Genomic DNA, 24,870 nt, shown 5'->3' with positions numbered 1-24,870 from the left:
TAGCTGCGATCCGCGCCCGGCGCAAGGCAGGAGAGCGGCCTCATTGCGGCCGGTTGACCGCCAGTTCCGACCGCCCGCTCAGCCGTCCTTCAGCGCGTTATCCAGCAATTGCTTGCAGGCGATCAGGTCCTGCAGCACCCGCTCCAGGCGCTCGCGGTCCGCGTCCGACGGGCCCGGCTTGGCCCTCGCAAACGGCAGCAAAATGCCGTCGTCGTCGGTGTCGACGAAGCGGTAGTCGATTTCCTTCTCTTCGGTCTCGTAGTCCTCATCGTCGGCTGCGACGGTCGGAATCTCGCCCTCATCGGGCTCCTGCAAGCTGAGGCCGATCGCTTCCTCGACTGCACCGAAGGTGACCGCCGAGGTCTGGTCGGCGAGGCCCTGCACCGATTTGATGCCGTGCTCTTTGAGGATGCGCTGCACGCCGCGGATCGTATAGCCCTCGCCGTACAGCAGACGGCGGATGCCCTTCAGCAAGTCGACGTCGTCGGGGCGGTAGTACCGCCGCCCGCCGCTTCGCTTCATCGGCTTGATCTGGGCGAACCGCGTCTCCCAGAACCGCAACACGTGCTGGGGAATGTCGAGCTCTTCAGCGACTTCGCTGATGGTGCGGAACGCATCCGGCGCCTTGTCCAAGTGCCAGCTCCTCTCAACTTATCTCGTTGGTGAAGACGCGGTACTCGCCTTGCTACGCAGCCGTGCTACTCGATCTCGCTAGTCGGTCTTGTTAGTCGGTCTTGCTTTCGCCGTTGCCGGGCGCGTGACCGTTGATCCGCTGCTTCAGAATAGCTGATGGTTTGAACACCATCACGCGACGCGGCGAGATCGGCACTTCAGTACCGGTCTTCGGATTACGTCCGATACGCTGACCCTTCTTGCGCACCATGAATGAGCCGAACGACGACAGCTTCACTGTCTCGCCCTTCTCCAGGCAATCGGTAATTTCTTTCAGAACGAGTTCGACAAACGCTGAAGATTCCGTCCGCGACAGGCCCACCTTCTGGTAGACCGCCTCGCACAAATCGACACGTGTGACTGTTTTTCCGGTCCCGGTCATCGCCTGCCCCGCACTCTCGGCGAACAAAATTTATTCCCTGAAATTATGAGGTTAGCACGCAATGGTCAACAGCGACCATCATGCAGAAGCATGGAACCGCACTACAATTTTAGACAGTACTTTTGCGCTACGTCTACCAGCGCACCAGCGCGGAACCCCAGGTGAAGCCGCCGCCCATGGCTTCGAACAGCACCAGATCGCCTTTCTTCACCCGCCCGTCCTTGACGGCAACCGCAAGCGCCAGCGGGATCGACGCAGCCGACGTGTTGCCGTGCAAATCGACGGTCAGCACCACCTTCTGCGGCGCAATATGAAGCTTATGCGCCGAAGCATCGATGATTCGCTTGTTGGCCTGATGCGGGATGAACCAATCGATGTCCTCGGCCGTCGTCCCGGTCGCATCGAAGGCGTCCACAATCACGTCCGTGATCATGCCGACCGCGTGCTTGAACACTTCGCGGCCCTCCATCCGGAGATGGCCGACGGTCTGCGTCGTGGACGGACCACCGTCCACGAACAGCTTCGACTGGTGCCGGCCGTCCGAGCGCAGATGGGTCGTGAGCACGCCGCGATCCGACGGCAAACCCGGCTGGTCCTGCGCCTCCAATACGACCGCGCCGGCGCCGTCGCCGAATAGCACGCAGGTGCCGCGGTCGTTCCAGTCGAGAATGCGCGAAAACGTCTCCGCACCGATCACCAGCGCGCGCTTGTAGGCGCCGGAGCGCAGGAAATTGTCGGCGGTGGCGAGCGCGAAGACGAAGCCGGAACACACCGCCTGCAGATCGAAGGCGGCGCCATGATGGATACCGAGCCCGCTCTGGACTGCAACCGCGGTGGCCGGAAAGGTGTTGTCCGGCGTCGAGGTCGCGAGCACGATCAGATCGATCGCCTGGGCGTCGAGACCGGCATGTTCCAGCGCCGCGCGCGCGGCGTTGATCGCCAGGTGCGAGGTGAACTCGCCTTCGGCCGCGATGTGGCGCTCCCGAATGCCGGTACGCTGCACGATCCACTCGTCCGAAGTATCGATTCGGGCCGCCAGTTCGGCATTGGTCAGCACCTTCTGCGGCAGGTAAGAGCCGCAGCCCAGCACCACCGAACGTTTCGCAGTCACGAGACAGCCTCCTGCGCGGTCGGTGCCAGCGCACTGCCGTCGCTATTCATCATCTGATTGATCTTGGTGAGGAGATCGCAGCGGACCATCTCATAGCCAACATCGACTGCGTAGGCAAAGCCTTCGGCGCTGATTCCGCCGTGGCTTTTGACGACCACGCCCTTCAAGCCGAGCAAAACACCGCCATTGGATTTATTCGGGTCGAGCTTGTCCCGCAGCGCCTTGAACGCGCTCCGGGCGAATAGGTAGCCGATCCGGGACAGCCAACTGCTCGTCATGGCCTGGCGCAGGAAGTCCGCCATCTGGCGCGCGGTTCCCTCCGCAGCCTTCAGCGCGATGTTGCCGCTAAAGCCTTCCGACACGATCACGTCAGCCGCGCCCGCGCCGATCCCGTCGCCTTCGACGAAGCCGATATAATTGAGCTGCGACGCGCGCAGCAGCTCGGCGGCCTCGCGGATCTCCTCATGGCCCTTGATCTCCTCGACCCCGATGTTGAGGAGGCCGACAGTCGGCCGTTCCCGATTCAACAGCACGCTCGCCATTGCACTGCCCATCACCGCCAGCGCCACGAGATGGTGCGCGTCGCCGCCGATCGTGGCACCGAGGTCGAGCACGACGGAATCGCCGCGCGCCGTCGGCCACACGCCGGCAATGGCCGGACGATCGATCCCTTGCATGGTGTGCAGGTGGAAACGCGCCATCGCCATCAGCGCGCCCGTATTGCCGGCGGAGACCGCGACGTCGGCCTCGCCTCGCTTCACCGCATCAATCGCAAGCCACATCGACGACGTCTTGCGGCCGCGACGCAGCGCCTGGCTCGGCTTGTCGTGCATGCTCACAGTGACGTCGGTGTGGATCACGCGCGACGCCTTTTGCAGCGCCGGGTACTTGGCGAGTTGTTCGTCGATCTGCTTGCTGTCGCCGTAGAGCAGGAATTCGCTGTCGGGATGCCGCTTCAAAGAAATTGCAGCGCCGGGAATGACGACCGATGCGCCGACATCGCCACCCATGGCGTCAAGCGCGATGCGAACCTTTTGCGGCATGAACGTCCCGGAAACCTGATCTCTGGCGGCCCTCGTAGAGGCCGGCGGCGCACTGGAATGGCACCGTTAGGCGGTGCTCGGCGAAACGCGGTACCGCGCCTCCGCCGGGCCGCGACAATAGCGTGTCCCCGGCCCGACACAACCTCTTGACCGCCGTCTTTTGGCAAAAGCGAAGCGGTGTGGCCCGAAACCGAGAATAAGAAATATATTCAGATAATTCAATATCTTATTGAGGATTCCTGGCGAGATAGTGCAGCTACATCAAACCGAATGCGGCCACATAGACTACTTTAACCACCGGCTACTTGCCTTTGGGCTTCCCGGTGCCGGATTTCTTCGGCGCGGCCTTCAACGCCTTGAGCGCCGCGAATGGGTGATCCTCGGGATCGGCGGCTTCAACGATCGGCTCAAATACGACGCCGGGTTTGCGCGGATATGGATCGACCGCGAGATACAATGCATCGGTGGCAACCCTGCCGAGATCGATCATGCCGTTCTCGATCGGCTCGGGCGGATCGGGCGTTTCCTCGTCGCTTTCTTCAGCGTCATCGACCAGCGCGGCCATCTGCGGGATCTGCTCGGGCGGAGCGAACATCAGGTCGATCGGCTCGTCGACCTCGTTCTCGATCTCTTCCAGCGTCACCACGCAGGTCTGCCCGATCCGCGCCCGCACATGGCCGGCCACATGGAAGCGGCCGCCGCTCTTCGGCGTCACGTCGAAGGAAGCCTGCGCCGATAGCACCTCGCGCAAGCCGCCCGTGTCGGCCATGGCTTTGCGGATGGCCTGATCAGCCTCGATGTCGCGATGCAGGCCCGTCTCGGGGATCTGCGCCACCGCAACGGGAACACGCCACGGATCGGGGTTCTCTGTGCCAGTCTTGCTCATTGCTGCGCGCCTGCTTTCTCCGGCGAGGGAAACTTGCCCCGGCCGCTCACCAGCGTCGCCTCGTCGAGGCTGTCGAGCCCCGCCATTGCCGCCTCGGCGTAGGCGGCAAGCAGTCGGGCCTTTTCGATGTTCTCGCCGTTCAGGATATTCTTGCACATCGCCTGCGCCAGTGCCTCGCGGCCCTCGGTTAGCGCAAGATCATAGGCCGCGGTCCGGCCATAGAAGGCTTCGCCGAAGGCCTGCATGCGCTTCGGCACCGCGAGGTCTCCAACCCCCATCTCACGCAGATTGTCGTCCATATCGTTGCAAAAATGGTCGAATAGCCCCTGCGACAGCGTCGCGCCACCCTCCACCGACTTCAGCCGCCGCAGGACCAGCCACAAGTGCAGGAGAAGCAGGTCAAAACGGCCGTTAACCGTGTCCGGAACCCCAAAGTCCCGATAAAACAACGGTTCTCGCGCCTGCGTCACGATCATGCCATAGATGGCCTCGATGGTGCCGCGCAGCGGCGTCCGGGGTTTCCTGAAGTGATTGAACGGCCAAAGCATTGTGGGTTCCGCAAGCGAGCCCTCCCGGGCCGCGCATGTTGCAATCAAGCGTGCTGCCCGGTACGTCAACGCACCGCGCGATGCAAGAGGACGGGCGAATTCCTGAGATGACCGAAATGAGCCACCTGAGCGCCCGCGTGTCCACGCCGCGCCGCCTGACCGCGCGCCGGTGCGGCTTTCGCGCCGCCGCAGCCATTGCACTGGTCTGCGCGGCGCTCGCCGGATGCACCGGCGAGCAGTTCCAGAAGGGCTACATCCTGCCGCCCAACGCGTTGGAGCAGATTCCGATCGGCGCCAGCCAGGACCAGGTGCTGATCGTGATGGGAACGCCATCAACGGTCGCGACCTTGAACGGCGAGGTGTTTTATTACATCTCGCAGCGCTCCGAGCGCAAAGTCGCGTTCATGAATCAGCAGGTCGTGGACCAGCGCGTGATCGCGATCTATTTCGACAAGAACCGCCAGGTGACGCGGCTCGCCAATTACGGATTGCAGGACGGCAAGATCTTCGACTTCATCAGCCGCACCACGCCAACGTCCGGCCAGGAGCTCAGCTATCTGACGCCGCTGTTCAAGCTGCTCAGCTTTAACTAGCGCCAATCGGTTCTGATTGAATCAGAACCAAGCTCCGCACTTTGTCTTTGCGTTGTCGTTAAGCGAACCGCATCTACTTCGCTCGAAAACGTCATGGCGACTTCGCCTGTTCCGCGAGGCGGAAAACCTGTGCCAAGTCGCCCGCTTGCCCTGCATGCGCGCGTTGCCTAGGCTCGCGGCCAATCAATAATGATTCAGCAGGGAGTTAACTTGTGACGATTAAAACTTTTTCTCGCCGCCGTGTGTTGACCGGAGCCGCGGGCATTTCCGCTGCGGCGATCTTGCCGCGCGCGAGTTATGGCACCGACTGGCGCCCGACCGAGACCGTCCGTCTCATTGTGCCAGCGGCAGCCGGCGGCAGCACCGACGTGATGGGACGACTGTTGGCCGCACATCTGCAGACCGCCTGGGGTCAGTCCGCGGTCGTGGAAAACCGCTCCGGCGGCGGCGGCACCATCGGCACCGCCGAAGTCGTGCGGGGCAAGGCGGACGGCCACGTCATCCTGGTCGGTAATCCCGGTCCGAATGCGATTGCCTACAGCATCTTCCGCAACATGACCTACAAGGCCGACCAGTTGCAGCCGGTCAGCAACATGATCCGGATTCCGAATATCGTGTCGGCGCATCCGTCGACCGGCATCAAGTCGATTCCCGACCTGATCGCCTACATCAAGGCCAACCCGGACAAGCTCACCTATGCCTCCTCAGGCGTAGGCCAGAGCCCTCACCTCACGGGCGCCTGGTTCCTGCAGCTCACCGGATTGAAGATGGTGCACGTGCCGTTCCGCGGCGCAGGCCCCGCGCTGCAGGCGGCGCTGGCCGGCGATATCCAGATCCTGTTCGACAATCTCTACCCGACGCTGCCGCAGACCCAGGAAGGCAAACTCACCGCGCTCGCCGTCACCACGCCCGAGCGCAGCACACTCGCCCCGAACGTTCCGACCATGCGCGAAAGCGCGCCGGAGCTTTCGAAGTTCGACGTCTCCTCCTGGTTCGGCATCTTCCTGCCGAAGGCCACGCCCGCTCCCGCCGTTGAATCGCTCAACAAGGAGATCAAGGCGATGCTGGCGCGGGAGGACGTCCAGAAGACGATCGGGAAGATGGGCGCGACCGCCGACTGGGGAACGCCACAACAGTTCTCCGATTTCGTGCAGGCCGAGACGGCGAAGTTCGGCGAGATCATCAAGCGCGAAGGCCTGCAGATGGATGTGAATTAAAGTCCTGTCCCGGACGCGGTGCAGCGCGCTTCGCGCTGCTCCGCAGAGCCGGGACCCACGCTTTCTACCACAGCGATGGCCCCCGGATCAGCAGCACTCCGGGAAACCCCGGTTGAGCTATCCGAAAGACAAGAACCCCGCGGCTTTCACCGCGGGATTCTTTCGATCAGCTTGTCGCCGCTCAGTGCGTCAGGATCACTCACGGGACACGCGCATCCATCTCCGGCCGCATCACCACGCTCTCTTGGGCAGTCGCTTCGCTGCGCGATCCCACGAAGGCCGACGGCGAGGCAGCGCGATTAACCGCAACGTGCAGAACGCCCGCCGGAATATAGATGTAGTCACCGGGGTGTACCTTTTCGCAGTGCTGAAGCTGGTCGCCGGTCCAGATCTCCAGCTCGTCCCCGCTCATCATGTAGAGCGCCGTCTCATGATGCTCGTGGACATGGGCTTTGGTGCGTCGGCCGGCCGGCAGCGTAATGATGCCGAGCCAGATCATTTTCGAACCGACAGTCTCCGCACTGATCCCCGGCTGATAGTCGGAGCCCTGCTCGGCGCGGTAGCCTTTGCTCCCCTTCACGACAAAGCCATTCCCGCCACCGCCCGATTCCACGCCGTGCCGTTCCCGTACGATCATGTTGCTCATTGCCGTCTCTCCGGTTCGGATTGTCTTACCCAACATGCGCAGGATCACTTGTCTGGAGGGCCGGAGTCTCAAAGATTGGTCCGAAAAATTCCAAATTCTTCCAAAGCTCGGTAAGCTCGCCGCATGCCCAGCGAGCCCTTCACCTTTGGCCCGTTCATGCTTGATATGGATCGCGGAATGCTGTCACGGGACGGCCGACCGGTCGTGGTCGGCCACAGGGCCTCCTGCTGTTGCGCGCGTTCCTGGAGTCGCCCGGCAGAATCCTCGACAAAGCGAGCCTGATGGACGTTGCCTGGCCTGGCGTCGCCGTGGAGGAAAGCAACCTGTCAGTCCAGATCGCGGCGCTACGTAAGCTGCTCGGCACCGCCCATGACGGCTCCGAATGGATCACGACGGTCCCGCGTGTCGGCTACCGGTTTGCTGGGCCGGTCGCTTCTCGGGCGCAGAGCGCCACGCCGCAGCGCGCTGAGAGCAATGCCCAGTCGCGCCCGATTATCGCGGTTCTGCCTTTCGACATCATTGGCGAGGTCGACAAAGAATATCTCGCCGATGGGCTGACCGAAGATATCATCACGGCGCTATCTCGGTTTCGCTGGTTCCGGGTCATCGGGCGCGGTTCTGCCTTTATTTTCAAGGGCAAGCAGATCGATGTGCTGCAAGCCGCTCGCGAGCTTGGCGCGCGTTACGTGTTGCAGGGAAGCGTTCGCCAATCCCCCTTCGACTGCGCATTACGGCTCAGTTCATCGACGCGAGCGACGGCAGCAATGTATGGGCGGAGCGCTACGATCTGGAGATGGCTGATGTCTTTGCGATCCAGGACGAGATCGCCGAGCGGGTCGCGGGTGCGATCGAGCCCGAGCTTCTCAAGACAGAATCCCATTTTGCAGCGTTGCGTCATACCGGCAATATGACCCCTGGGACCTCGTGCGTCAGGGAATGTGGCATTTTCACAAGGTCACCCGCGTGGGCCATCTGGCTGCGCGGACGCTATTTCGTCGCGCATGCGCAATCGATCCGGATCTGCCGGAATCCCACATCTGGCTTGGGCGCGTCAGCGCCGGGATAATCGCCTACGGCTGGAGCGACACGCCCGCCGTGGACAGCAAGGAGGGCGTGGATGCCGCGGCGCATGCAATCACCCTCGATCCGAGAGACCCCTACGCGCACTATGCCTTCGCCATCGCGAACGCTTACAACAACGCACCGCTCGTAGCCGTATCGGCAGCCGAGAAGGCGATCGCATTGAGCTCAAGCTTCGCGTTAGGGCATCTGATTCTCGGCCTGGCCCGCTTGTTCGCGGGTCTGGCGCGAGAGGCAATCGAACCGCTTGAACATGGCCTGACGCTAAATCCGAACGATCCCCAGAACCTCGCTTGGTACAATCTGCTTGCCCATGCTCAGCTTCTCGCCGGAGACGCCGAGAGCGCACTTGCGACCGCCAACAAAGCGCTCGCTATTCGCCCGACATTCCGTCCGACGTTTGAAACGCTGACATGCTGCCATATCGCACTTGGCAACCTGGACGACGCACGCCAATGCGCAAGCCGTATGAGCGAGTTGAGAGAGCCTCAGAGTCATTTCCTCGCACCGCTAAGGCAGTTGCATCCAGAATGGGACGAACGGATATCGCAATTGCTGGATTAGGCTCGGGCATGAAAAAACCCCGCGGCTCGCACCGCGGGGTTTTCGTTTTGATCAGCCTCTCGGCCGGCTCAGTGCGCCAGGATCGCAAGCAGCAGCAGCGCCACGATGTTGGTGATCTTGATCATCGGGTTGACCGCGGGACCGGCCGTATCCTTGTAGGGATCGCCGACGGTGTCACCGGTCACGGCTGCCTTATGGGCGTCCGATCCCTTGCCGCCGAAATGGCCGTCCTCAATGTACTTCTTGGCGTTGTCCCAGGCGCCGCCGCCTGAGGTCATCGAGATCGCAACGAACAGGCCGGTCACGATCACGCCGAGCAGCATGGCGCCGACCGCGGAGAACGCCGCCGACTTGCCGGCCGCGCCGCCACCCGCGATCGCGTAGATAGCGAAGTAGACGAAGATCGGCGACAGCACCGGCAGCAGCGACGGAATGATCATTTCCTTGATCGCAGCCTTGGTCAGCAGGTCGACCGCCTTGCCGTAATCCGGCTTGTCGGTGCCCTGCATGATGCCGGGCTTCTCGCGGAACTGGCGCCGCACTTCCTCGACGATCGCGCCGGCCGCACGGCCGACCGCGGTCATGCCCATTGCGCCGAACAGATACGGCAGCAGGCCGCCGAACAGCAGACCGACCACCACGTAGGGGTTGTTGAGCGAGAAGTCGGGCAGCACACCCTGGAAGTACGGATGCTTCGCAGGATTGGCGATGAAGAACTTGAGGTCTTCATTGTAGGCCGCGAACAGCACCAGCGCGCCGAGACCGGCCGAGCCGATCGCATAGCCCTTGGTGACAGCCTTGGTGGTGTTGCCGACCGCATCCAGCGCGTCGGTCGACTTGCGGACCTCCTTCGGAAGGCCCGCCATTTCGGCAATGCCGCCGGCGTTGTCGGTAACCGGACCGAAAGCGTCGAGCGCGACGATCATGCCGGCCAGCGCCAGCATCGTCGTGGTCGCAATCGCGATGCCGAACAGGCCGGCAAGGCTGTAGGTGATGAGGATGCCGGCGATGATGACGATGGCGGGCATCGCAGTCGCTTCCATCGAGATCGCCAGACCCTGGATCACGTTGGTGCCGTGGCCCGTGACCGAGGACGAGGCGATCGACTTCACCGGGCGAAAATCGGTACCGGTATAGTATTCGGTGATCCAGATGATCAGGCCAGTGACGGCGAGACCGACGACGCCGCATTGGAACAGCGCCATGCCGGTGTACTTCACGCCCGCCAGCTCGCCGAAACCGATCAGCCAGTGGATGACGGCTGCGACGCCGAGCAGCGACAGCACGCCGGTCGCGATCAGGCCCTTGTACAAGGCCCCCATGATCGACTGGCTGGCACCGAGCTTGACGAAGAAAGTGCCGATGATCGAGGTGATGATGCAGATGCCGCCGATGGCGAGCGGAAGGGTCATCATGTTCACCAGCAGCGGCGAGGTCGCGAAGAAGATCGCGGCGAGCACCATGGTGGCGACCGCGGTCACCGCATAGGTCTCGAACAGGTCGGCCGCCATGCCGGCGCAGTCGCCGACGTTGTCGCCGACGTTGTCGGCGATGGTCGCCGGGTTGCGCGGATCGTCTTCGGGAATACCGGCTTCGACCTTGCCGACGAGGTCGCCGCCGACGTCGGCGCCCTTGGTGAAGATGCCGCCGCCGAGACGGGCGAAGATCGAGATCAGCGAGGCGCCGAAGCCGAGCGCTACCAGCGCGTCGACGACGACGCGATCGTTGGCCTTCAGCCCCATTATCTGGGTGAGATAGGCGAAGTAGATGGTGACGCCGAGCAACGCGAGGCCCGCCACCAGAAGGCCGGTGATCGCACCCGCCTTGAAGGCCAGTTCGAGGCCGCCGGCCAGCGAAGTAGTCGCCGCCTGCGCGGTGCGCACGTTGGCGCGAACCGAGACGTTCATGCCGATGAAGCCGGCAGCGCCCGACAGCACCGCGCCGATCAGGAAGCCGATCGCAACCAGCATCCCGAGGAAGTAAGCCAGCAGCGCGAAGATCACGACGCCGACCATGGCGATCGTCATGTATTGGCGGCGCAGATAGGCCTGCGCGCCTTCAGCGACAGCCGCCGCGATTTCCTGCATGCGCGGATTGCCGGCGTCCGATTTCAGAACGGAAGACGTGGCCCAGATGGCGTAGACAATCGAAAGCGCTCCGCAGAGCACAATCACCCACAATGCTGTCATTGAATTTGCCTCAGTTTTTTGTTCGTTCCACCCCCGCGCCGTCACCGCGGGTAGCGGCGGACGCATAAAAAGGAGGCCTTCCCTGCCCAGAAGGGCGGCCTCAAATCGGGCGGGACCATGCCAAAATCGTCCCTCCGGCGCAATGTCACGAAGGGCGAAAACCGTCGATTTTTGAAAGGTGTCACCCGGAATACGTCCAGCCAACTGGCGCCCGGGGGCATCGGGTATTCGGCCCGGCCAAAATACAAGAGCCCGCTCAACCCCGGGAGGGATCGAGCGGGCTCACGAGCCATTCCAGTACATCCGTGAAACGACCGTTTCGAGGCCTTAGACCAGCGACAGGTTTTCCGCGCTTACCTTGCCCCGCATCTTGTCAGTCTTGAGTTCGAACTGAACCTTCTGACCTTCGGCCAGCCCGCCAAGGCCGGCGCGCTCGACGGCGGAGATGTGCACGAACACATCCTTGCTGCCATCGCTCGGCTCAATGAAACCGAAACCCTTTTGACCGTTGAACCACTTCACTGTTCCCGTAGCCATTTTCTCTTCTCCAAAGCACATAGGCTTTTCATTCCGCGCGGCGATCGCACGGATTCAAATCCAATCTCGACGATGTCTCTGGAAAGAAGCCCCGTGGGGCGCGTTCAAAAAGGCACGGCGGTAATCGAATGCGCTACAACCTATAGGTTTTCAGCGAAATTGCAATGGCTGGCACGAAATAAAGCCGACGGCATTATACGCCGCCTTCAAAAATGGCTGTAGGACAGCCGTTCCAGCGCGATTTCCTTGCCCTCTTTGTCGACGAACTTTGGAACTGAACTCCCCGCGACGATCGTTCCGATGGAACTAAGCGCAACCCCTGCGCGCTCCGCGGCAGCTTCGAAGGCTTCAACACGCTCTTCCGGAATCGTGCAGAGGATTTCGTAATCGTCGCCACCGGCGATCAATGTCTCCAGTCCGACAATGCCGCGCGACACCAAACCCCGCGCCGCGTCGGACAGCGGCACCTGCTCCAGATCGACCACGGCGGACACGCCGGACACGCCGCAGAGCTTTGTCAGATCGCCTGCCAACCCATCCGAGACATCCATCGAAGCACTGGCGTATTCGCGAACGATTTCGGCCATTGCCACGCGCGGCTGCGGGACGCGATAGCGCCCGACCAGCATCGCCCGCGCGGCCGTATCGGCGGCGGCATGCACCTTCCCCCCGCGGAGGATAGCCAGCCCCAGCCCGGCGTCTCCGATCGTGCCCGTGACCATCACGCGCTCGCCGGGTTTGGCGCCGCTGCGATGGACCATTCCGCCCGGCGGCACGTGGCCGAATGCAGTCACCGAAACCATCAGCGGCCCCGGCGTCGACACCGTATCGCCGCCGAGCAGCGGACATACGAACTGCCTGATGTCCTCGCCCAGCGCCGCCGCGAACGGTTTTAGCCAGGCCTCATCCGCGGTGCGGAGCGCCAACGTCAGCACAAACCCGGCCGGCGTTGCGCCCTTCGCGGCGAGATCGCTGAGGTTCACCCGCAGCGCCTTGCGTGCGACCGCATCGGGCGGATCATCGGGCAGGAAATGCACGCCCTCGACGAGCGCATCCGTCGTCACCACGAGGTCATCGCCGGACGGCTTCAGCGCCGCAGCGTCGTCGTCGAGACCGAAGGCACCGGGATCAGTCGCAAGCGGCCGGAAATAGCGCGCGATCAGCCAGTCTTCGCCGGACACTGGTTTGCCGCTAGCCACGCGTGAACTCGTCGGCGCGGAACTGGCGCGCGATCTGGTCGAGCACGGCATTGACCATGCCGGTCTCGTCCCTTTCGACAAAGGCATGCGCGACGTCGACATATTCGGATACGACCACGCGGCCCGGCACGTCCTTGCGATGCTCGAGCTCGTAGGAGCCGGCCCGCAGCACCGCGCGCAAAATCGCGTCGATCCGCTTCAAGGGCCAGCCCTTCTGCAGCGCGTCGTCGATCAGAGGATCGAGCCTCGCCTGGTCGCGGACCACGCCCGATACGACGTCGCGGAAGAATGCGGCTTCCGCCGGCAGGTATTTCTCGCCCTCGACCTCGTTGCCGAGCCAGTGGCTTTCAAACTCGGCGAAAATGTCGTTGATCCCGGCCCCCGCGATGTCCATCTGGTACAGCGCCTGCACGGCGGCGAGCCGCGCCGCGCCACGGCGGTTGGCTTTCTTGTCGGGAGTTTTGGCGGGCTTCTTCTCTGCCATCGCCTAAGCCTTTGCCAGCCGGCGTTTGATCCGCAGCATCGCCAGCGCCGCGCGCGCGGCGTCGCCGCCCTTGTTCAACTCGCTGGCGCGCGCCCTCGCCCAGGCCTGCGCCTCGGTATTGACGGTAATGATGCCGTTGCCGAGCGGCACCTTTCGCGCGACCGCAAGGTCCATCAGGGCGCGGGAGGATTCGATCGAGACGATCTCGAAATGGATGGTGTCGCCGCGCACCACACAGCCGAGCGCAATCGCCGCATCATACGGCTTGCCGTTCCGGTCGGCGGCATCGAGCGCGATGGCGATGGCAGCCGGAATCTCCAGCGCGCCGGGCACGGTGATGACGTCGTGCGTCACGCCGGCGGCCTTCAGTTCGGCGACGGCGCCTTCCAGCAGCGCGTCCTGGATGTCGTCATAAAACCGCGCCTCCACGATGAGCGCGCGCGCGCCTGTGATGTCGGTCTGGTCTTTCAGCGGTGCGCGCCGTGCGTCTGCCATCAACTATCTTCCGTCTTGCTAGGTCCTCATCCTGAGGAGCGGCCTCTTGGCCGCGTCTCGAAGGATGGGGTTACTTCCGGGCCCATGGTTCGAGACGGCGCGGGTGCGCCTCCTCACCATGAGGGGTTGGGCCGGCGTTTTAAGCGCCGTATGTTACCCTGTCACTTCATTTCCGACAGCCGCGCCGCGTAGCGGGCCATCAGGTCGACCTCGATATTGACCTCGCTGCCTGCTGCCCAGCCGCCAAGCGTGGTGACGCTGAGCGTGTGCGGGATAATCAACACCGAAAATGTGACATCCTCGACCGTATTCACGGTCAGGGACACGCCATCCAGCGTCACCGAACCTTTGGCGGCGATGAAACGCGCCAGCTCTCGCGTCGTGCGCAGTTCGAACCGGGCCATATCGGGCAGATCGTCGCGCCCGGCGATGGTGGCCACGCCGTCGGCATGGCCTGCAACGATATGACCACCGAGTTCGTCGCCGATCTTCAGCGCACGCTCGAGATTGAGCTTTGTTCCCTTGGCCCAATGCTTGGCCGTGGTCATGCCGAGCGTTTCCGCGGCGGCATCGACGTCGAACCAGGTCTTGCCGCCTTCGACGCCGGAAGCGACTACCGTCAGGCAGACGCCGTTGCAGGCAATCGAGGCCCCGTCGGCGATGGTCGTCTGGTCGTAGCGGCAGGCGATCCGCATGCGATGCAACTGGCCCTGCGCCGTTGGCGTGAGGGCGACGATTTCGCCGATGTCGGTGACAATTCCGGTAAACATTTTTCCACCACGAATTTAGGCAGTGCGCTCGTAAATCGTAAGCGTGTCGTTATCCAGTGTTTCGCTAGCACGTGCCTTGAACGCGGGCGACCCGGTGATTGCCGACAGCGGCAATGCGTCCAGCGCGGGAATGCCGTCAGCGCCGACTTTATCAGGACCGCGCAACAGCCAGATTTCATCGACTAAGCCGCTCGCGACGAAGGATGACGCCACCCGCGATCCGCCCTCGACCATCAGTCTTGTGATGCCCTTGTCGGACAGCGCGTGCAGCACCGCCGATAGATCCAGCCACGGCGGCTGCGCGGTAGCCGCAACGCGTATCACCGGCGCGCCTGCCGCACCGAGTTTCACGGCGGCCGGCGCCTCGGCAAAATCTGAGGTCATCACCCAGAGCGGCGTCTGCCGCGCGGATTGAACCAGCTTACTTGTGCCGGGAATGCGCAGCGCGCGATCCAGCACCACCCGTACCGGCGACCGTGCTTCCATGCCGGGCAGGCGGCAGGTCAGCAGCGGATCGTCCGCCAACACAGTGCCGATGCCAATCAGGATGGCGTCGCATTGCGCGCGCAACAGATGTACCCGCGTTCTCGCGGCCTCGCCCGTAATCGCAACGGGCTTGTGGCCGGCGGCAGCGATCTTGTCGTCGGCGGAGACGGCGAGTTTCAGGATCACATGCGGACGCTTGTCGCGGACGCGGCGGAAATGCCCGGCGTGATCGCGCGCGGCTTCCTGAGCACCGAGCCCGACATCCACTGATATTCCGGCCGCGCGGAGTTTTGCATGTCCCTGCCCGGCCACCTCCGGATTGGGATCCTCGATCGCCGACACCACGCGCGCAATGCCGGAGGCGATCACGGCGTCGACGCAAGGCGGCGACTTGCCGAAATGCGAACAGGGCTCCAGCGTCACATACAGCGTCGCGCCCCGCGCCGCCTCGCCGGCACGCCTTAAGGCTTCCGGCTCGGCATGCGGTCGGCCGCCCGGTTGCGTCCAGCCGCGCCCGATGATGACGCCATCCTTTACGACGACTGCCCCGACGGCCGGGTTGGACCAAGTGCGCCCCAGCCCGCGCCGGCCGAGCGACAGCGCAAGCTGCATGAAGCGCTGGTCCGCCGCTTTGGACTCCCTGATCTTCTGCCCGTACTGGTCTTCCAGGATGCGGAAGATCATTTGCGCAACGTGGCGATCCGCGCTTCGTCCTCGCCCGAGAGCTCGCCGAGCACGGTCTCAAAATCCTTGGCCTCGCGGAAATTGCGATAGACGGAGGCGAAGCGCACATAGGCGACGTCGTCGAGCTGGCGCAGATGCTCCATCACGATCTCGCCGATCGCCTCCGAGGAGACTTCCGCCTCGCCGCCGCTCTCGAGTTCGCGCACGATCGCTGAAACCATCTTCTCGACCCGCTCAGGGTCGACCGGCCGCTTGCGGAGACTGATCTGCAGCGAGCGGACCAGCTTGTCGCGGTCGAACGGCACCCGGCGCCCGTTGCGCTTGATCACGGTCAATTCGCGCAACTGCACCCGCTCGAAGGTGGTGAAGCGAAAGTTGCAGGCAATGCATACCCGCCGCCGCCGGATCACGGCCGAGTCCTCGGTCGGACGCGAATCCTTCACCTGCGTATCGAGACTGTTGCAGCTAGGACAACGCATCCAACGGGACCTTCGACTTGCTAGACCTTACTGATAGATCGGGAAGCGGTCGGTGAGCGCCTTCACGCGTTCCTTGATCGCGGCTTCGACCAGCGGCGCCTTGCCGTCCTCCGACTGCGCCAGCGCGTTGAGCACCTCGGCGATCATGCCGCCGACTTGCTTGAACTCGGCGACGCCGAAGCCGCGCGTCGTCGCCGCCGGCGTGCCGAGACGCAGGCCCGAGGTGACGAACGGCTTTTCGGGGTCGAACGGAATGCCGTTCTTGTTGCAGGTGATGGCGGCGCGCACCAGCGCCTTCTCGGACACGTTGCCCTTCAGCCCCTTCGGCCGAAGGTCGACCAGCATCAGATGGTTGTCGGTGCCGCCGGAGACGATGTCGAGGCCATGGCCGCGCAGCGTTTCCGCCAGCGCCTTGGCGTTCTCGACGACGTTCTTCGCGTAGACCTTGAAGTCCGGACGCAGCGCCTCGGCGAACGCCACCGCCTTGGCGGCGATGACATGCATCAGCGGCCCGCCCTGCAGGCCGGGGAAGATCGCCGAATTCAGCTTCTTGGCGAGCGCCTCGTCGTTGCAGAGAATCAGGCCGCCGCGCGGGCCGCGCAGCGATTTGTGCGTCGTCGTCGTGGTGACGTGGGCGTGCGGCACTGGCGAGGCATGGACGCCGCCGGCAACGAGGCCGGCGAAATGCGCCATGTCGACCAGGAGGTAGGCGCCGACGCTATCGGCGATCTCGCGGAAGCGCTTGAAGTCCCAGGCGCGCGAATAGGCCGATCCGCCGGCGATGATCAGCTTCGGCTTCACCTGCTCGGCTTGCTTCGCCACCTCGTCCATGTCGATGATCTGGTCTTCACGCCGCACCGTGTAGTGCGCGGCCTTGAACCACTTGCCGGACATGTTGACCGGCGAGCCGTGGGTGAGATGGCCGCCGGCCGCGAGGTCGAGGCCCATAAAGGTGTCGCCGGGCTGCAGCAGCGCCAGAAACGCCGCCTGGTTCATCTGGCTGCCGGAGTTCGGCTGCACGTTGGCAAACTGCGCACCGAACAGCTTTTTGGCGCGCTCGATCGCCAAGGTCTCGGCGACGTCGACCCATTCGCAGCCGCCATAGTAACGCGCGCCCGGATAACCTTCCGCGTATTTGTTGGTCATCACCGAACCCTGCGCTTCCAGCACGGCCCGGCTGACGATGTTTTCCGAGGCGATCAGCTCGATCTCATGCCGCTGACGGCCGAGTTCGCCCTTGATCGCGGCAGCGATTTCCGGGTCGGCCTCGGCGAGCGTGGCCGTGAAGAACGAGTCGGGCGCGGAGGCGGTCTTGGCGCTGTTGGGCGAGGAGGTCATTGGGCGAAATATCTCCACCGCCGCAGGCCCTTAGGGGCGAAGCGGGCGGGTCTGGTGTGGCGGTCGAAAGAAGCGCCTGCGAGATACCACATCGGCCGGAATTGGCCAAGCACTTGCGGTACAGGGCTGGTATTTATGCAAGATATGGTGGGAATGAAGCCCCATTTGTCGTCGCCCCGGCCTTGAGCCGGGGCCCATAACCACCGGCGGTACCTGGAACAATAGGTGTCTGCCAGGGTGTCCCTTCCCAGGGCCGCGGCGTATGGGTCCCTGCGGTTCGCAGGGACGACATCGGGGCTACTACGCAAACCGGTATGGCCCGCCCTTGGCGACCGAGCGCTGGAACGCCGGACGGGCGTGCATGCGCTCCAGCCAGGCGGCCAGGTTCCGATATGGCCCGAGCTTGTCGAACACTTTTGCCAGCTCGCCGACAAAACTCATCTGGATGTCGGCGCCGGTCAGCGACGCCCCGACGAAGAACTCTCGCCCGTTCAGCGCGCGGTCGACATAGCCGAGGTGGTTCGCCAGTTCGCCGTCGATGCGCGGATGCAGCGGCGCACCCGCCTCCTTCAGCCGGCCGACATAGAGGTTCAGCATCAACGGCAACATCGCCGAGCCTTCGGAATAGTGCAGCCACTCGTTGTAGGCCTCGTAGTCCGCGCTACCGGGCGCCGGCATCATCGCGGGCTTGTCTTTTCCCTGGCCGTAGCGGCGGATGATGTAATCGACAATGGCGCCGGATTCGGCGATGGTCATCTCGCCGTCAGTGATGACGGGCGATTTGCCGAGCGGATGAACCTCTTTCAACTCCGGCGGCGCCAGCCGCGTCTCGGCGTTACGCTGATAACGCTTCAGCTCATAGGGCGTGTCGAGCTCCTCCAGCAGCCACAAAATTCGCTGCGAGCGGGAGTCGTTGAGATGATGGACGGTGAGCATGGGGCTTCCTCTTGTTAGAGCGTGGCGGTTCACTTGAGGCCGTCATTGCGAGCGAAGCGACGCAACTCTCGATCGTCATCCCCGCGAAGGCGGGGATCCAGTACGCTGCGGCCTATCGGTTCAATCATCGCGGTCTCTGGAAACTGGATCGTCCGCCTTCGCCTTCGCGGACGATGACAACTGGATATGTGGCGGCGATCTCGCGACGCATGGCGCCCGAGGCGGATAATTTTTGCGGGACCGGCTGGACACAACATCTAGCTGATTTGCCCCGTCGGGCGGCGCGAGACCTTTGCCGGCCGCTGCCGTGAACCAGATCACATGCCGCCGTTTCGACTGAGCTTATAACCGTCCGGGGCTGACAGATGGATTTCCCGACATGGAAAGCTCACTCCCACCGAAAGAGCGTCAGGCCAATTCGCGACGCTGGCTGATAACGGCCTTCCTGATCTACGGTACGATGGTCGGCGGTCTTCTGGGATTTTTCGTGATTTTCCCGAATGCCGCCAATGAACCAGAGGCCGAAAACGCACGCACTGCAACGGCAACGAAACCGATGCGAAAGGCGTGATCGTCAACTGGAACCGCTATCGCACAAAGGACGCGCGGGCGGACGCACGGTAACTCGAATTGGCTCAATCGAGAACCAGGCGGCCGGCAGGCTCAGTGCGTTCGCTTCCGCCTTTGACGACGACGATTTCGCCGCTGGCCGGCGAGACGCCGGTGAGCGCCAGAATGTTCGCGCCGTGCGTCACAATGAGGAGGTTTCCGCGCGACGTCCATTTGGCGATGCGCGCACGGGCGCCCGCCGTTAGCGTCTCTCGTTGATCGCGCAGCACCACGACATTACCGAATGTCGCAACGGTTTCGACCGGCCCCAAGTTCAGCAATTTGGCGGTGTCGATGCATCGGCACCACGGCGAGCTCAGGATCGTTTCAAACGCAATCCCTTCCCGCTTGAGCCGCGCACCGATCTTCTCGGCGTCCGCTCGCCCCTTGGCGCTCAAGTTGCGCTGGGTGGCACAATCTTCAACGCGGAAACCGGGCGGATCGCCGAATCCCCCCGGCGCATCGGTATGCCGCATCAGCGCGACATGCCCCCCGGCGCGCAACGCCTTCCAGGCATTGGCGGCTTCGTCGGCAGTGGCGATCTCCGCCGAACTGAACAAACCGACGAGGAGTGCGAAGATGGCAAAGCGAATGCAGGACATGGCAAACCGGCCTTGCTAAAAATACGCAATCAGGCGCCCCGCGCAGATGACGCCGAGCCACAGCAGGATCGATAGCAGTGCAGTCACCTTGGCTGCGCCGGACGCCTTGTCGCCCCAGTGTTCAACATGACGCCATGGAACGGCGTGCGCGATCACGACGTTGATCAGGGCCGCACCGATCAGAAGCAGCTTGATCTGGAACGCGGGATTTTTCACGACATGCGAAGCATCGGCGCTGAACAGCAAAAAGCCCATGCTGATCGCGAGTAGAAAGCCTGCACGCGACACCGGCAACAGCAATTGCGCCATCGGTTGGATGGCAAGCGTGCGCCCGAGTCCCAGCAGCCTCAAGTCGAGCGCCAGGATCGATCCGACCAGGATGACGAAACCGATAATGTGCAGAATCTCGACCGTAGGATAAAGCGCCGGCGAAGAGCGCATCGCATGACCAAGCGCACTTTCCTGCAGGGCCAGGAATATAGATGCGGCCGGCTCGTGTTCCACTTGCGGCTTACCGCAACTCGATGCGCTTGCCGTCGAGCACGATATATTCGATCCGCGCCTCGTCCGGCTTGCTGCTGTGCGGATAGCCGAACACGGTACAGGTCTTGCCGGGCGCGATCAGCTCGCGCGTTGCGCCACGCGCCTGCATGCGCGACGGCGGCGCCAGGACGAAGTGCCAGTGCTTGCCGTCGACCTCCATCTCGATCCCGCAATGCGGATTCTCGAAGGTCGATTTCAGGATCTTGCCGGTCACGGTGAACGATTTCGACGTATCGTAGCCGCCCCAGCCGTGATGGGCGATGGCGGAAGCCGGCACAAGGCCAGCCGCCAGCGACAGAAACAAACGACGCGTGAGTGAGGTCATGGCGAGCCTCCGTCGATCAGAGACGCAAATCTATGGCGGGGCGCGCGAGGCAGCAAGACTACAATCCCGTATACCCCGCCTTCACCGGATCGTTGCTGCCATCGAGCTGGCGTAGATAGGTGAGCCCGCACACCGTCAGCCGGTGCGGATCATTCTCGCCCGCCTCGACCAGCGTGGTGAGATAGGCCGTGACTTTGGCGCGGGCCTCGTCGCTGGCAGCGGCGCTGCAGTTAAGAAGCAGGTCATAGGTCTGCATGATCCGTTCGATCGCGGCTTCCATGGATTCTCCTGAGTTGCGTGAGCGGGTGATCGTCAGACCAATGCGCGTGCTTCGAACGTGGCGATCGCCTTGTTGGCGAGCCTGAGCGTGTTGAATTCGCCGCGCCGGAACAGCTTCACGATGATTGCGAGCAATCGCTCGTCGGTGACCAAGGTATCGGCAATGGCACCGCTCTTGCGAAGGTAGTTTGAGGCGATCGCGTAGGCATCGCCCACCACCTCAAAATTCATGACCTGAATTCCGCGCTCGACCAGCATGCCCTCACCTGTCTTGTGGCCGGGCCGATAATTCGCAGCTGCGAAGATGGTTCCACCGCGAGAAGAAGATGGTTCCAATGCGAGAAATCGCAATTTCTCTTTAGGAAACAGCGATAGCTGCCCGGAAATGCGGAGGATTTTCCTTCAAAAACAAAGCACACCGGAGCCGGAAGACCGGCGCCGATGCGCGTTGAGCAGGGCTCACTGCCTTGCCAGTTTGTCAGCTTGTTGGCTACCGGTCTTCTAGGCGGCCGGCTTACGAATTCTCAGAGCCGATACAGGATCTGGTCGGTCCAGAACCGCTCGAGGCGGTGCAGCGACTTGTTCAGCGTCGCGAACTCCTCATTCGAAATGCCGCCAACCTGCTCCACCGTCTTGACGTGCTTCTGGTAGAGCGCATCGACGATCTTGCGGATTTCCTGGCCTTGCGCGGTGAGGCGAATGCGGACCGAGCGACGATCGACGCGCGAGCGCTGATGATCGAGGAAGCCGAGCTCGACGAGCTTCTTGAGGTTATAGGAGACGTTGGAGCCGAGGTAGTAACCGCGCGTGCGCAGTTCGCCCGCGGTCAGCTCCTTGTCGCCGATGTTATAGAGCAGCAATGCCTGCACCGAATTGATGTCGGCACGGCCGCGGCGATCGAATTCGTCCTTGATGACGTCGAGCAGCCGGCGATGCAACCGCTCGACCAAAGTCAACGCTTCCAGATAGAGCGGCTGCACCGGAGTTTGACCGGCAGAGCGTTCAGCGGTTTCCACCGCCGTTGCAACGGCTTTGATCATGACACTTCCCCTGTCGTCGTTTTTCGACTTATTTCGACGAAACTTCTGTCCCGCCTGATAGCCTCAACTTAAGGGGGCGGATTGAAGATCCGCTTAAATAAGACAATAAAGAGATCATGAATTTAACAGAGTGAATTGTGGATTAAGCCCATGGATCAAGGCTTTTTGCAACATTTCATTGACGCTGGAAGCGCCCTGTTCACGCTTCGTCTGCAAGCCTTGTCGCATTCGGAAACAGGTGCGTCTGAAATCGAAACGCTCGCGTAAGATGTGTGGTGGAACCCTTTACGGCCTTTAACGGTGACCAAATCGTTACGGAAAAACTTTTTGAAAATTGTACGGGATCGCGTCGCGGATTCTGCACGCGGATGGATTATGGCGAAAAACTGACGCGTTGAAGCAACGATGGCTTCGTCCTTCGAGACGCGGCCACTTGGCCGCTCCTCAGGATGAGGTCTAGCTTCAGGACGAGGTCTAGCTCGTCCTTATGGTGAGGAGCGCGGCAGGGCCGCGCGTCTCGAACCATGAGGCCACCGGACGGGCCGCAGGATCCTACGGCGGGCGCTCGCGCGCGGCCATCCAGGCGAGGGCGAGATAGGCGCCGAGCATCACAGCCTCCAGCGCCACCACCGTCAGGCTGCCGCCATAGATGCCTGGAAACATCAGCTCGATCACCGCCGTCGACACCACCGTGGTGAGCCACACCACGGCGCCCCAAGGCGTCGCGAGCCACAGGCCAACGGCGCCGACGAGTTCGATGACAGCGAAATATACGGTCGCGGTCTGCCAGGCCATCGACTGGTTTTCGAACGCCTCTTCCTCGCCGCCGATGAAACCCGTGACCTGCGCCCAGTGGTACAGGCCCTTCATGATCGACACGACCGCCATGATGCGCAGGAACAGCACCAGCCGACGCGTCCACACATTGTCGTCGGGCTCGATCCGCTCCGACGACATCGCCGCCATGGACATCGCATTGTCCCTGGCATGGTCCCGCCCCTGATCGCGCGCCGAAAGGTCAGACATGGAAGCCGACCCGGAAGCTGATCTGGGGGCTGGCCTCGCAACCGGGGCGCAATGCGTGCTGGAATCTCCTCATGGCCTGATGTCTTGGCCCGGCGAGACGGTAAAATCAATTGCCGATGAGATAGATCAAGGCTCGGTGACGGGGCAGCGGCAAGGTGCTAGAATTGGAACAAATCAAAACCTTCCCGCCGCCTCAAGGAGTACCGTTGACATGGCGATCAAGTTCGGGCGTCCGATCGAAATGCGCGACGCACCGCGGCGGCAGACGGCGCTTGCCTCCACCCCGCTCGACCTGACCATCCGCCCCCGCCGCAACCGCAAGGCGGAATGGGCGCGGCGGCTGGTGCGCGAAAACGTGCTGACCACGGATGATTTGATCTGGCCGATGTTCGTGGTCGACGGCCACAATACGCGCACGCCGGTGGCCTCGATGCCCGGCGTCGACCGCCTCACCGTTGATCAGGCGGTGCGCGACGCCGAGCGCGCGGTAAAACTGAACATCCCCTGCATCGCGCTGTTTCCCTATACTGAGCCGTCGCTTCGCGACGAGCACGGCTCCGAGGCGCTGAACCCGAACAATCTGGTCTGCCAGTCGGTGCGCGCGATCAAGAAGGAATTCCCCGAGATCGGCGTGCTGTGCGACGTCGCGCTCGATCCCTTCACCAGCCACGGCCATGACGGGCTGATCGAGGACGGCAAAATCCTCAACGACGAGACGGTGGCGGTACTGGTGAAACAGGCGCTGGTACAGGCGGAGGCCGGCTGCGACGTCATCGCGCCATCCGACATGATGGACGGCCGCGTCGGCGCGATCCGCGAGGCGCTGGACGAGGCAGGTTTTCTCGACGTGCAGATCATGGCCTATGCGGCGAAATACGCCTCCGCCTTCTACGGCCCGTTCCGCGACGCCATCGGCTCCGCCAAAACGCTGACCGGCGACAAGCGCACCTACCAGATGGACAGCGCCAATTCCGACGAAGCGCTGCGCGAGGTCGAACTCGATATCGCCGAAGGCGCCGACATGGTGATGGTGAAGCCCGGCATGCCCTATCTCGACGTCGTGCGGCGCGTGAAAGACACGTTTGCGATGCCGACCTTCGTCTACCAGGTATCCGGCGAATACGCGATGATCACCGGAGCCGCGGCCAATGGCTGGATCGACGGCGACCGCGCGATGATGGAAAGCCTGCTCGGCTTCAAGCGCGCCGGCGCGGACGGGATCTTGACGTATTTTGCGCCGAAGGCCGCGGAGAAGTTGAAGGCGGAGCGCTAAAGTATCCGCTGTCGTCCGTGCGAACGCAGGGACGACGTAATCATTGTCCCCAAACCACCCGAATATTGCACGCTGTTAATGGTCGCAGGCCCTTGGCGAGCCCGCGGCCGGTTCCCATGTGTCGTCAGGGAATATCGGCCTGGAGGACGGACCATGTCTTATAGCGGCTCTGGCAATACTGGCGGCGGGCCTCAAAGTGCTGGCGGCGGCTGGCGGAACGATGGCGGGGTGCCGCCGCATGCGTTCGATCCCTATTCGCAGCCGGAACTGTTTCGCGGCGTGCTGACGCGGCGGGTATTTGCGTTCCTGATCGACCTCGTCGTGCTGTCGGTGCCCGTCATCCTCGGCTACATCTTCATCGGCCTGTTCGGCATCATCACGCTCGGGCTCGGCTGGATGCTGTTCTGGCTGGCGTGGCCCGCCACCATCGTGTGGGCGATCGTCTATTACGGTACCTCGATCGGCGGCCCGCATTCGGCGACGCTCGGCATGCGCGCGATGGATCTGGAGCTGCGCACCTGGTACGGCGAGCCAGGCTATTTCGTGCTCGGTGCCTGCCATGCCGTGCTGTACTGGGTCTCGATCTCATTCCTGACGCCGCTGGTGCTGCTGGTCGGCCTGTTCAACAGCCGTCGCCGGCTGCTGCACGACATCATCCTGGGAACCGTGGTCATCAACAGCTCGGTTCGTACCCAGGTAGTTCCTTCGCCGCGCAGCAGCTATTGAGCGAGCAGCAAACTATTTGACCGCCCGCCTTTCGGGCGCGATGTTAGAGCCGGTCGGGCCCCAAGATGAAATCGGGGCCGGGCCGGCGCTTTTTTCGTTCCGATGCGT

Annotated in this window: 31 protein-coding genes; 7 read left to right on the top strand and 24 right to left on the bottom strand. The window is 62.9% G+C overall.

Annotation, left to right across the window (positions count from 1 at the left end):
• Positions 1 to 78 precede the first annotated feature (78 nt).
• From V1278_RS20305 to V1278_RS20280, 6 genes are all read right to left on the bottom strand, one after another.
• Positions 79 to 633, bottom strand: coding sequence for a MerR family transcriptional regulator (locus tag V1278_RS20305; protein WP_334382010.1), 555 nt, complete (start codon positions 631 to 633; stop codon positions 79 to 81).
• A 91-nt stretch (positions 634 to 724) separates the two neighbouring features.
• Positions 725 to 1,054: an integration host factor subunit alpha gene (locus tag V1278_RS20300; RefSeq protein ID WP_057845762.1), complete on the bottom strand. Its 330-nt coding sequence runs from the start codon at positions 1,052 to 1,054 to the stop codon at positions 725 to 727.
• 133 nt (positions 1,055 to 1,187) lie between these two features.
• On the bottom strand, positions 1,188 to 2,165 hold the full coding sequence (locus V1278_RS20295) for a beta-ketoacyl-ACP synthase III (protein WP_334363064.1): 978 nt from the start codon (positions 2,163 to 2,165) through the stop codon (positions 1,188 to 1,190).
• A complete protein-coding gene (gene plsX, locus V1278_RS20290; protein ID WP_334363065.1) occupies positions 2,162 to 3,208 on the bottom strand; it encodes a phosphate acyltransferase PlsX in 1,047 nt (348 codons plus the stop codon). Before plsX ends, V1278_RS20295 begins: the two co-directional genes overlap by 4 nt.
• A gap of 301 nt (positions 3,209 to 3,509) precedes the next feature.
• Positions 3,510 to 4,094: a YceD family protein gene (locus V1278_RS20285; RefSeq protein ID WP_334382009.1), complete on the bottom strand. Its 585-nt coding sequence runs from the start codon at positions 4,092 to 4,094 to the stop codon at positions 3,510 to 3,512.
• The gene (locus tag V1278_RS20280) at positions 4,091 to 4,642 is read right to left on the bottom strand and encodes a ubiquinol-cytochrome C chaperone family protein (protein WP_334382008.1); all 552 of its coding nucleotides are present in this window, start codon (positions 4,640 to 4,642) and stop codon (positions 4,091 to 4,093) included. Before V1278_RS20280 ends, V1278_RS20285 begins: the two co-directional genes overlap by 4 nt.
• Before the next feature lie 80 nt (positions 4,643 to 4,722).
• Here V1278_RS20280 and V1278_RS20275 point away from each other — a divergent pair, with 80 nt between their 5' ends.
• Both V1278_RS20275 and V1278_RS20270 read left to right on the top strand, forming a co-directional pair.
• On the top strand, positions 4,723 to 5,235 hold the full coding sequence (locus V1278_RS20275) for an outer membrane protein assembly factor BamE (protein WP_334384219.1): 513 nt from the start codon (positions 4,723 to 4,725) through the stop codon (positions 5,233 to 5,235).
• Positions 5,236 to 5,447: 212 nt separating this feature from the next.
• Entirely contained in the window at positions 5,448 to 6,452 is a 1,005-nt protein-coding gene (locus V1278_RS20270) for a Bug family tripartite tricarboxylate transporter substrate binding protein (protein WP_334382007.1), read from the top strand.
• A gap of 199 nt (positions 6,453 to 6,651) precedes the next feature.
• Here V1278_RS20270 and V1278_RS20265 read toward each other — a convergent pair whose 3' ends face one another.
• Positions 6,652 to 7,089 (bottom strand): cupin domain-containing protein, encoded by a 438-nt coding sequence (locus V1278_RS20265; protein WP_334384218.1) that lies wholly within the window; start codon positions 7,087 to 7,089, stop codon positions 6,652 to 6,654.
• 239 nt (positions 7,090 to 7,328) lie between these two features.
• Between V1278_RS20265 and V1278_RS20260 the strand changes: the two genes are divergently transcribed.
• Positions 7,329 to 8,009: a winged helix-turn-helix domain-containing protein gene (locus tag V1278_RS20260; protein WP_334382006.1), complete on the top strand. Its 681-nt coding sequence runs from the start codon at positions 7,329 to 7,331 to the stop codon at positions 8,007 to 8,009.
• Positions 8,010 to 8,034: 25 nt separating this feature from the next.
• On the top strand, positions 8,035 to 8,742 hold the full coding sequence (locus V1278_RS20255; RefSeq protein WP_334382005.1) for a tetratricopeptide repeat protein: 708 nt from the start codon (positions 8,035 to 8,037) through the stop codon (positions 8,740 to 8,742).
• A gap of 68 nt (positions 8,743 to 8,810) precedes the next feature.
• Here V1278_RS20255 and V1278_RS20250 read toward each other — a convergent pair whose 3' ends face one another.
• The 10 genes from V1278_RS20250 to V1278_RS20205 all read right to left on the bottom strand — a co-directional run bounded on the left by V1278_RS20250 (position 8,811) and on the right by V1278_RS20205 (position 18,339).
• Positions 8,811 to 10,931 (bottom strand): sodium-translocating pyrophosphatase, encoded by a 2,121-nt coding sequence (locus V1278_RS20250; RefSeq protein ID WP_334382004.1) that lies wholly within the window; start codon positions 10,929 to 10,931, stop codon positions 8,811 to 8,813.
• Between the two features lie 327 nt (positions 10,932 to 11,258).
• On the bottom strand, positions 11,259 to 11,468 hold the full coding sequence (locus V1278_RS20245) for a cold-shock protein (RefSeq protein WP_028345703.1): 210 nt from the start codon (positions 11,466 to 11,468) through the stop codon (positions 11,259 to 11,261).
• Positions 11,469 to 11,674: 206 nt separating this feature from the next.
• Positions 11,675 to 12,667 carry a thiamine-phosphate kinase gene (gene thiL, locus V1278_RS20240; RefSeq protein WP_334363071.1) on the bottom strand — a complete coding sequence of 331 codons (993 nt, stop codon included), beginning with the start codon at positions 12,665 to 12,667 and terminating at the stop codon, positions 11,675 to 11,677.
• Positions 12,660 to 13,151 carry a transcription antitermination factor NusB gene (gene nusB, locus V1278_RS20235; RefSeq protein ID WP_334363072.1) on the bottom strand — a complete coding sequence of 164 codons (492 nt, stop codon included), beginning with the start codon at positions 13,149 to 13,151 and terminating at the stop codon, positions 12,660 to 12,662. Before nusB ends, thiL begins: the two co-directional genes overlap by 8 nt.
• A 3-nt stretch (positions 13,152 to 13,154) precedes the next feature.
• Positions 13,155 to 13,646, bottom strand: a complete 492-nt coding sequence (gene ribH, locus V1278_RS20230; RefSeq protein ID WP_213255539.1) for a 6,7-dimethyl-8-ribityllumazine synthase — start codon at positions 13,644 to 13,646, stop codon at positions 13,155 to 13,157.
• A 161-nt stretch (positions 13,647 to 13,807) separates the two neighbouring features.
• Positions 13,808 to 14,416: a riboflavin synthase gene (locus V1278_RS20225; protein ID WP_334363073.1), complete on the bottom strand. Its 609-nt coding sequence runs from the start codon at positions 14,414 to 14,416 to the stop codon at positions 13,808 to 13,810.
• Between the two features lie 15 nt (positions 14,417 to 14,431).
• A complete protein-coding gene (gene ribD, locus V1278_RS20220; RefSeq protein ID WP_334382003.1) occupies positions 14,432 to 15,586 on the bottom strand; it encodes a bifunctional diaminohydroxyphosphoribosylaminopyrimidine deaminase/5-amino-6-(5-phosphoribosylamino)uracil reductase RibD in 1,155 nt (384 codons plus the stop codon).
• Positions 15,583 to 16,065, bottom strand: a complete 483-nt coding sequence (nrdR, locus tag V1278_RS20215) for a transcriptional regulator NrdR (protein WP_028345697.1) — start codon at positions 16,063 to 16,065, stop codon at positions 15,583 to 15,585. The genes ribD and nrdR overlap by 4 nt, the downstream gene beginning before the upstream one ends.
• Positions 16,066 to 16,092: 27 nt before the next feature.
• A complete protein-coding gene (gene glyA, locus V1278_RS20210) occupies positions 16,093 to 17,403 on the bottom strand; it encodes a serine hydroxymethyltransferase (protein WP_334382002.1) in 1,311 nt (436 codons plus the stop codon).
• Between the two features lie 300 nt (positions 17,404 to 17,703).
• Entirely contained in the window at positions 17,704 to 18,339 is a 636-nt protein-coding gene (locus tag V1278_RS20205) for a glutathione S-transferase family protein (protein WP_334382001.1), read from the bottom strand.
• A 379-nt stretch (positions 18,340 to 18,718) separates the two neighbouring features.
• On the opposite strand from V1278_RS20205, the gene V1278_RS20200 reads away from it, so the two are divergent.
• Entirely contained in the window at positions 18,719 to 18,910 is a 192-nt protein-coding gene (locus tag V1278_RS20200; RefSeq protein WP_334363077.1) for a hypothetical protein, read from the top strand.
• A gap of 64 nt (positions 18,911 to 18,974) precedes the next feature.
• Here the strand turns inward: V1278_RS20200 and V1278_RS20195 are convergent, their stop codons facing one another.
• The 7 genes from V1278_RS20195 to V1278_RS20165 form a co-directional block, all read right to left on the bottom strand.
• Positions 18,975 to 19,550, bottom strand: coding sequence for a histidine phosphatase family protein (locus V1278_RS20195; RefSeq protein ID WP_334382000.1), 576 nt, complete (start codon positions 19,548 to 19,550; stop codon positions 18,975 to 18,977).
• Between the two features lie 15 nt (positions 19,551 to 19,565).
• On the bottom strand, positions 19,566 to 20,054 hold the full coding sequence (locus V1278_RS20190; RefSeq protein WP_334381999.1) for a hypothetical protein: 489 nt from the start codon (positions 20,052 to 20,054) through the stop codon (positions 19,566 to 19,568).
• Positions 20,055 to 20,061: 7 nt separating this feature from the next.
• Positions 20,062 to 20,418: a DUF6152 family protein gene (locus V1278_RS20185; RefSeq protein WP_334363081.1), complete on the bottom strand. Its 357-nt coding sequence runs from the start codon at positions 20,416 to 20,418 to the stop codon at positions 20,062 to 20,064.
• A 58-nt stretch (positions 20,419 to 20,476) separates the two neighbouring features.
• Entirely contained in the window at positions 20,477 to 20,698 is a 222-nt protein-coding gene (locus tag V1278_RS20180) for a hypothetical protein (protein WP_334363083.1), read from the bottom strand.
• A gap of 32 nt (positions 20,699 to 20,730) precedes the next feature.
• Positions 20,731 to 20,955 (bottom strand): hypothetical protein, encoded by a 225-nt coding sequence (locus tag V1278_RS20175; protein ID WP_334381998.1) that lies wholly within the window; start codon positions 20,953 to 20,955, stop codon positions 20,731 to 20,733.
• A gap of 266 nt (positions 20,956 to 21,221) precedes the next feature.
• Positions 21,222 to 21,737 (bottom strand): transcriptional regulator LdtR, encoded by a 516-nt coding sequence (ldtR, locus tag V1278_RS20170; RefSeq protein ID WP_028345688.1) that lies wholly within the window; start codon positions 21,735 to 21,737, stop codon positions 21,222 to 21,224.
• 552 nt (positions 21,738 to 22,289) lie between these two features.
• Positions 22,290 to 22,763, bottom strand: coding sequence for a DUF6163 family protein (locus V1278_RS20165; RefSeq protein ID WP_028345687.1), 474 nt, complete (start codon positions 22,761 to 22,763; stop codon positions 22,290 to 22,292).
• A 211-nt stretch (positions 22,764 to 22,974) separates the two neighbouring features.
• Here V1278_RS20165 and hemB point away from each other — a divergent pair, with 211 nt between their 5' ends.
• Positions 22,975 to 24,036, top strand: a complete 1,062-nt coding sequence (gene hemB / locus V1278_RS20160; protein ID WP_334381997.1) for a porphobilinogen synthase — start codon at positions 22,975 to 22,977, stop codon at positions 24,034 to 24,036.
• 153 nt (positions 24,037 to 24,189) lie between these two features.
• Complete coding sequence (locus tag V1278_RS20155; RefSeq protein ID WP_334381996.1) at positions 24,190 to 24,762, top strand: RDD family protein; 573 nt, start codon at positions 24,190 to 24,192, stop codon at positions 24,760 to 24,762.
• Positions 24,763 to 24,870 lie beyond the last annotated feature (108 nt).

Origin of the sequence: Bradyrhizobium sp. AZCC 1577, from assembly GCF_036924575.1 — a bacterium.
Lineage (GTDB): Bacteria > Pseudomonadota > Alphaproteobacteria > Rhizobiales > Xanthobacteraceae > Bradyrhizobium.
The sequence above is the reverse complement of the archived record's forward strand: the minus strand, read 5'-3'. Positions and strand labels throughout refer to the sequence as shown.

Coding starts and splice junctions, on each gene's coding strand:
- V1278_RS20200 (WP_334363077.1), top strand. CDS start 18,719: ATGGAAAGCTCACTCCCACCGAAAGAGCGTCAGGCCAATTCGCGACGC.
- ribD (WP_334382003.1), bottom strand. CDS start 15,586: ATGATCTTCCGCATCCTGGAAGACCAGTACGGGCAGAAGATCAGGGAG.
- V1278_RS20165 (WP_028345687.1), bottom strand. CDS start 22,763: ATGTCTGACCTTTCGGCGCGCGATCAGGGGCGGGACCATGCCAGGGAC.
- V1278_RS20275 (WP_334384219.1), top strand. CDS start 4,723: ATGCAAGAGGACGGGCGAATTCCTGAGATGACCGAAATGAGCCACCTG.
- V1278_RS20225 (WP_334363073.1), bottom strand. CDS start 14,416: ATGTTTACCGGAATTGTCACCGACATCGGCGAAATCGTCGCCCTCACG.
- V1278_RS20285 (WP_334382009.1), bottom strand. CDS start 4,094: ATGAGCAAGACTGGCACAGAGAACCCCGATCCGTGGCGTGTTCCCGTT.
- V1278_RS20265 (WP_334384218.1), bottom strand. CDS start 7,089: ATGATCGTACGGGAACGGCACGGCGTGGAATCGGGCGGTGGCGGGAAT.
- V1278_RS20255 (WP_334382005.1), top strand. CDS start 8,035: ATGTGGCATTTTCACAAGGTCACCCGCGTGGGCCATCTGGCTGCGCGG.
- nusB (WP_334363072.1), bottom strand. CDS start 13,151: ATGGCAGAGAAGAAGCCCGCCAAAACTCCCGACAAGAAAGCCAACCGC.
- V1278_RS20245 (WP_028345703.1), bottom strand. CDS start 11,468: ATGGCTACGGGAACAGTGAAGTGGTTCAACGGTCAAAAGGGTTTCGGT.
- V1278_RS20175 (WP_334381998.1), bottom strand. CDS start 20,955: ATGCTGGTCGAGCGCGGAATTCAGGTCATGAATTTTGAGGTGGTGGGC.
- ribH (WP_213255539.1), bottom strand. CDS start 13,646: ATGGCAGACGCACGGCGCGCACCGCTGAAAGACCAGACCGACATCACA.
- nrdR (WP_028345697.1), bottom strand. CDS start 16,065: ATGCGTTGTCCTAGCTGCAACAGTCTCGATACGCAGGTGAAGGATTCG.
- V1278_RS20185 (WP_334363081.1), bottom strand. CDS start 20,418: ATGACCTCACTCACGCGTCGTTTGTTTCTGTCGCTGGCGGCTGGCCTT.
- V1278_RS20300 (WP_057845762.1), bottom strand. CDS start 1,054: ATGACCGGGACCGGAAAAACAGTCACACGTGTCGATTTGTGCGAGGCG.
- ldtR (WP_028345688.1), bottom strand. CDS start 21,737: ATGATCAAAGCCGTTGCAACGGCGGTGGAAACCGCTGAACGCTCTGCC.
- plsX (WP_334363065.1), bottom strand. CDS start 3,208: ATGCCGCAAAAGGTTCGCATCGCGCTTGACGCCATGGGTGGCGATGTC.
- V1278_RS20195 (WP_334382000.1), bottom strand. CDS start 19,550: ATGTCCTGCATTCGCTTTGCCATCTTCGCACTCCTCGTCGGTTTGTTC.
- hemB (WP_334381997.1), top strand. CDS start 22,975: ATGGCGATCAAGTTCGGGCGTCCGATCGAAATGCGCGACGCACCGCGG.
- V1278_RS20250 (WP_334382004.1), bottom strand. CDS start 10,931: ATGACAGCATTGTGGGTGATTGTGCTCTGCGGAGCGCTTTCGATTGTC.
- V1278_RS20155 (WP_334381996.1), top strand. CDS start 24,190: ATGTCTTATAGCGGCTCTGGCAATACTGGCGGCGGGCCTCAAAGTGCT.
- glyA (WP_334382002.1), bottom strand. CDS start 17,403: ATGACCTCCTCGCCCAACAGCGCCAAGACCGCCTCCGCGCCCGACTCG.
- V1278_RS20280 (WP_334382008.1), bottom strand. CDS start 4,642: ATGCTTTGGCCGTTCAATCACTTCAGGAAACCCCGGACGCCGCTGCGC.
- V1278_RS20205 (WP_334382001.1), bottom strand. CDS start 18,339: ATGCTCACCGTCCATCATCTCAACGACTCCCGCTCGCAGCGAATTTTG.
- V1278_RS20180 (WP_334363083.1), bottom strand. CDS start 20,698: ATGGAAGCCGCGATCGAACGGATCATGCAGACCTATGACCTGCTTCTT.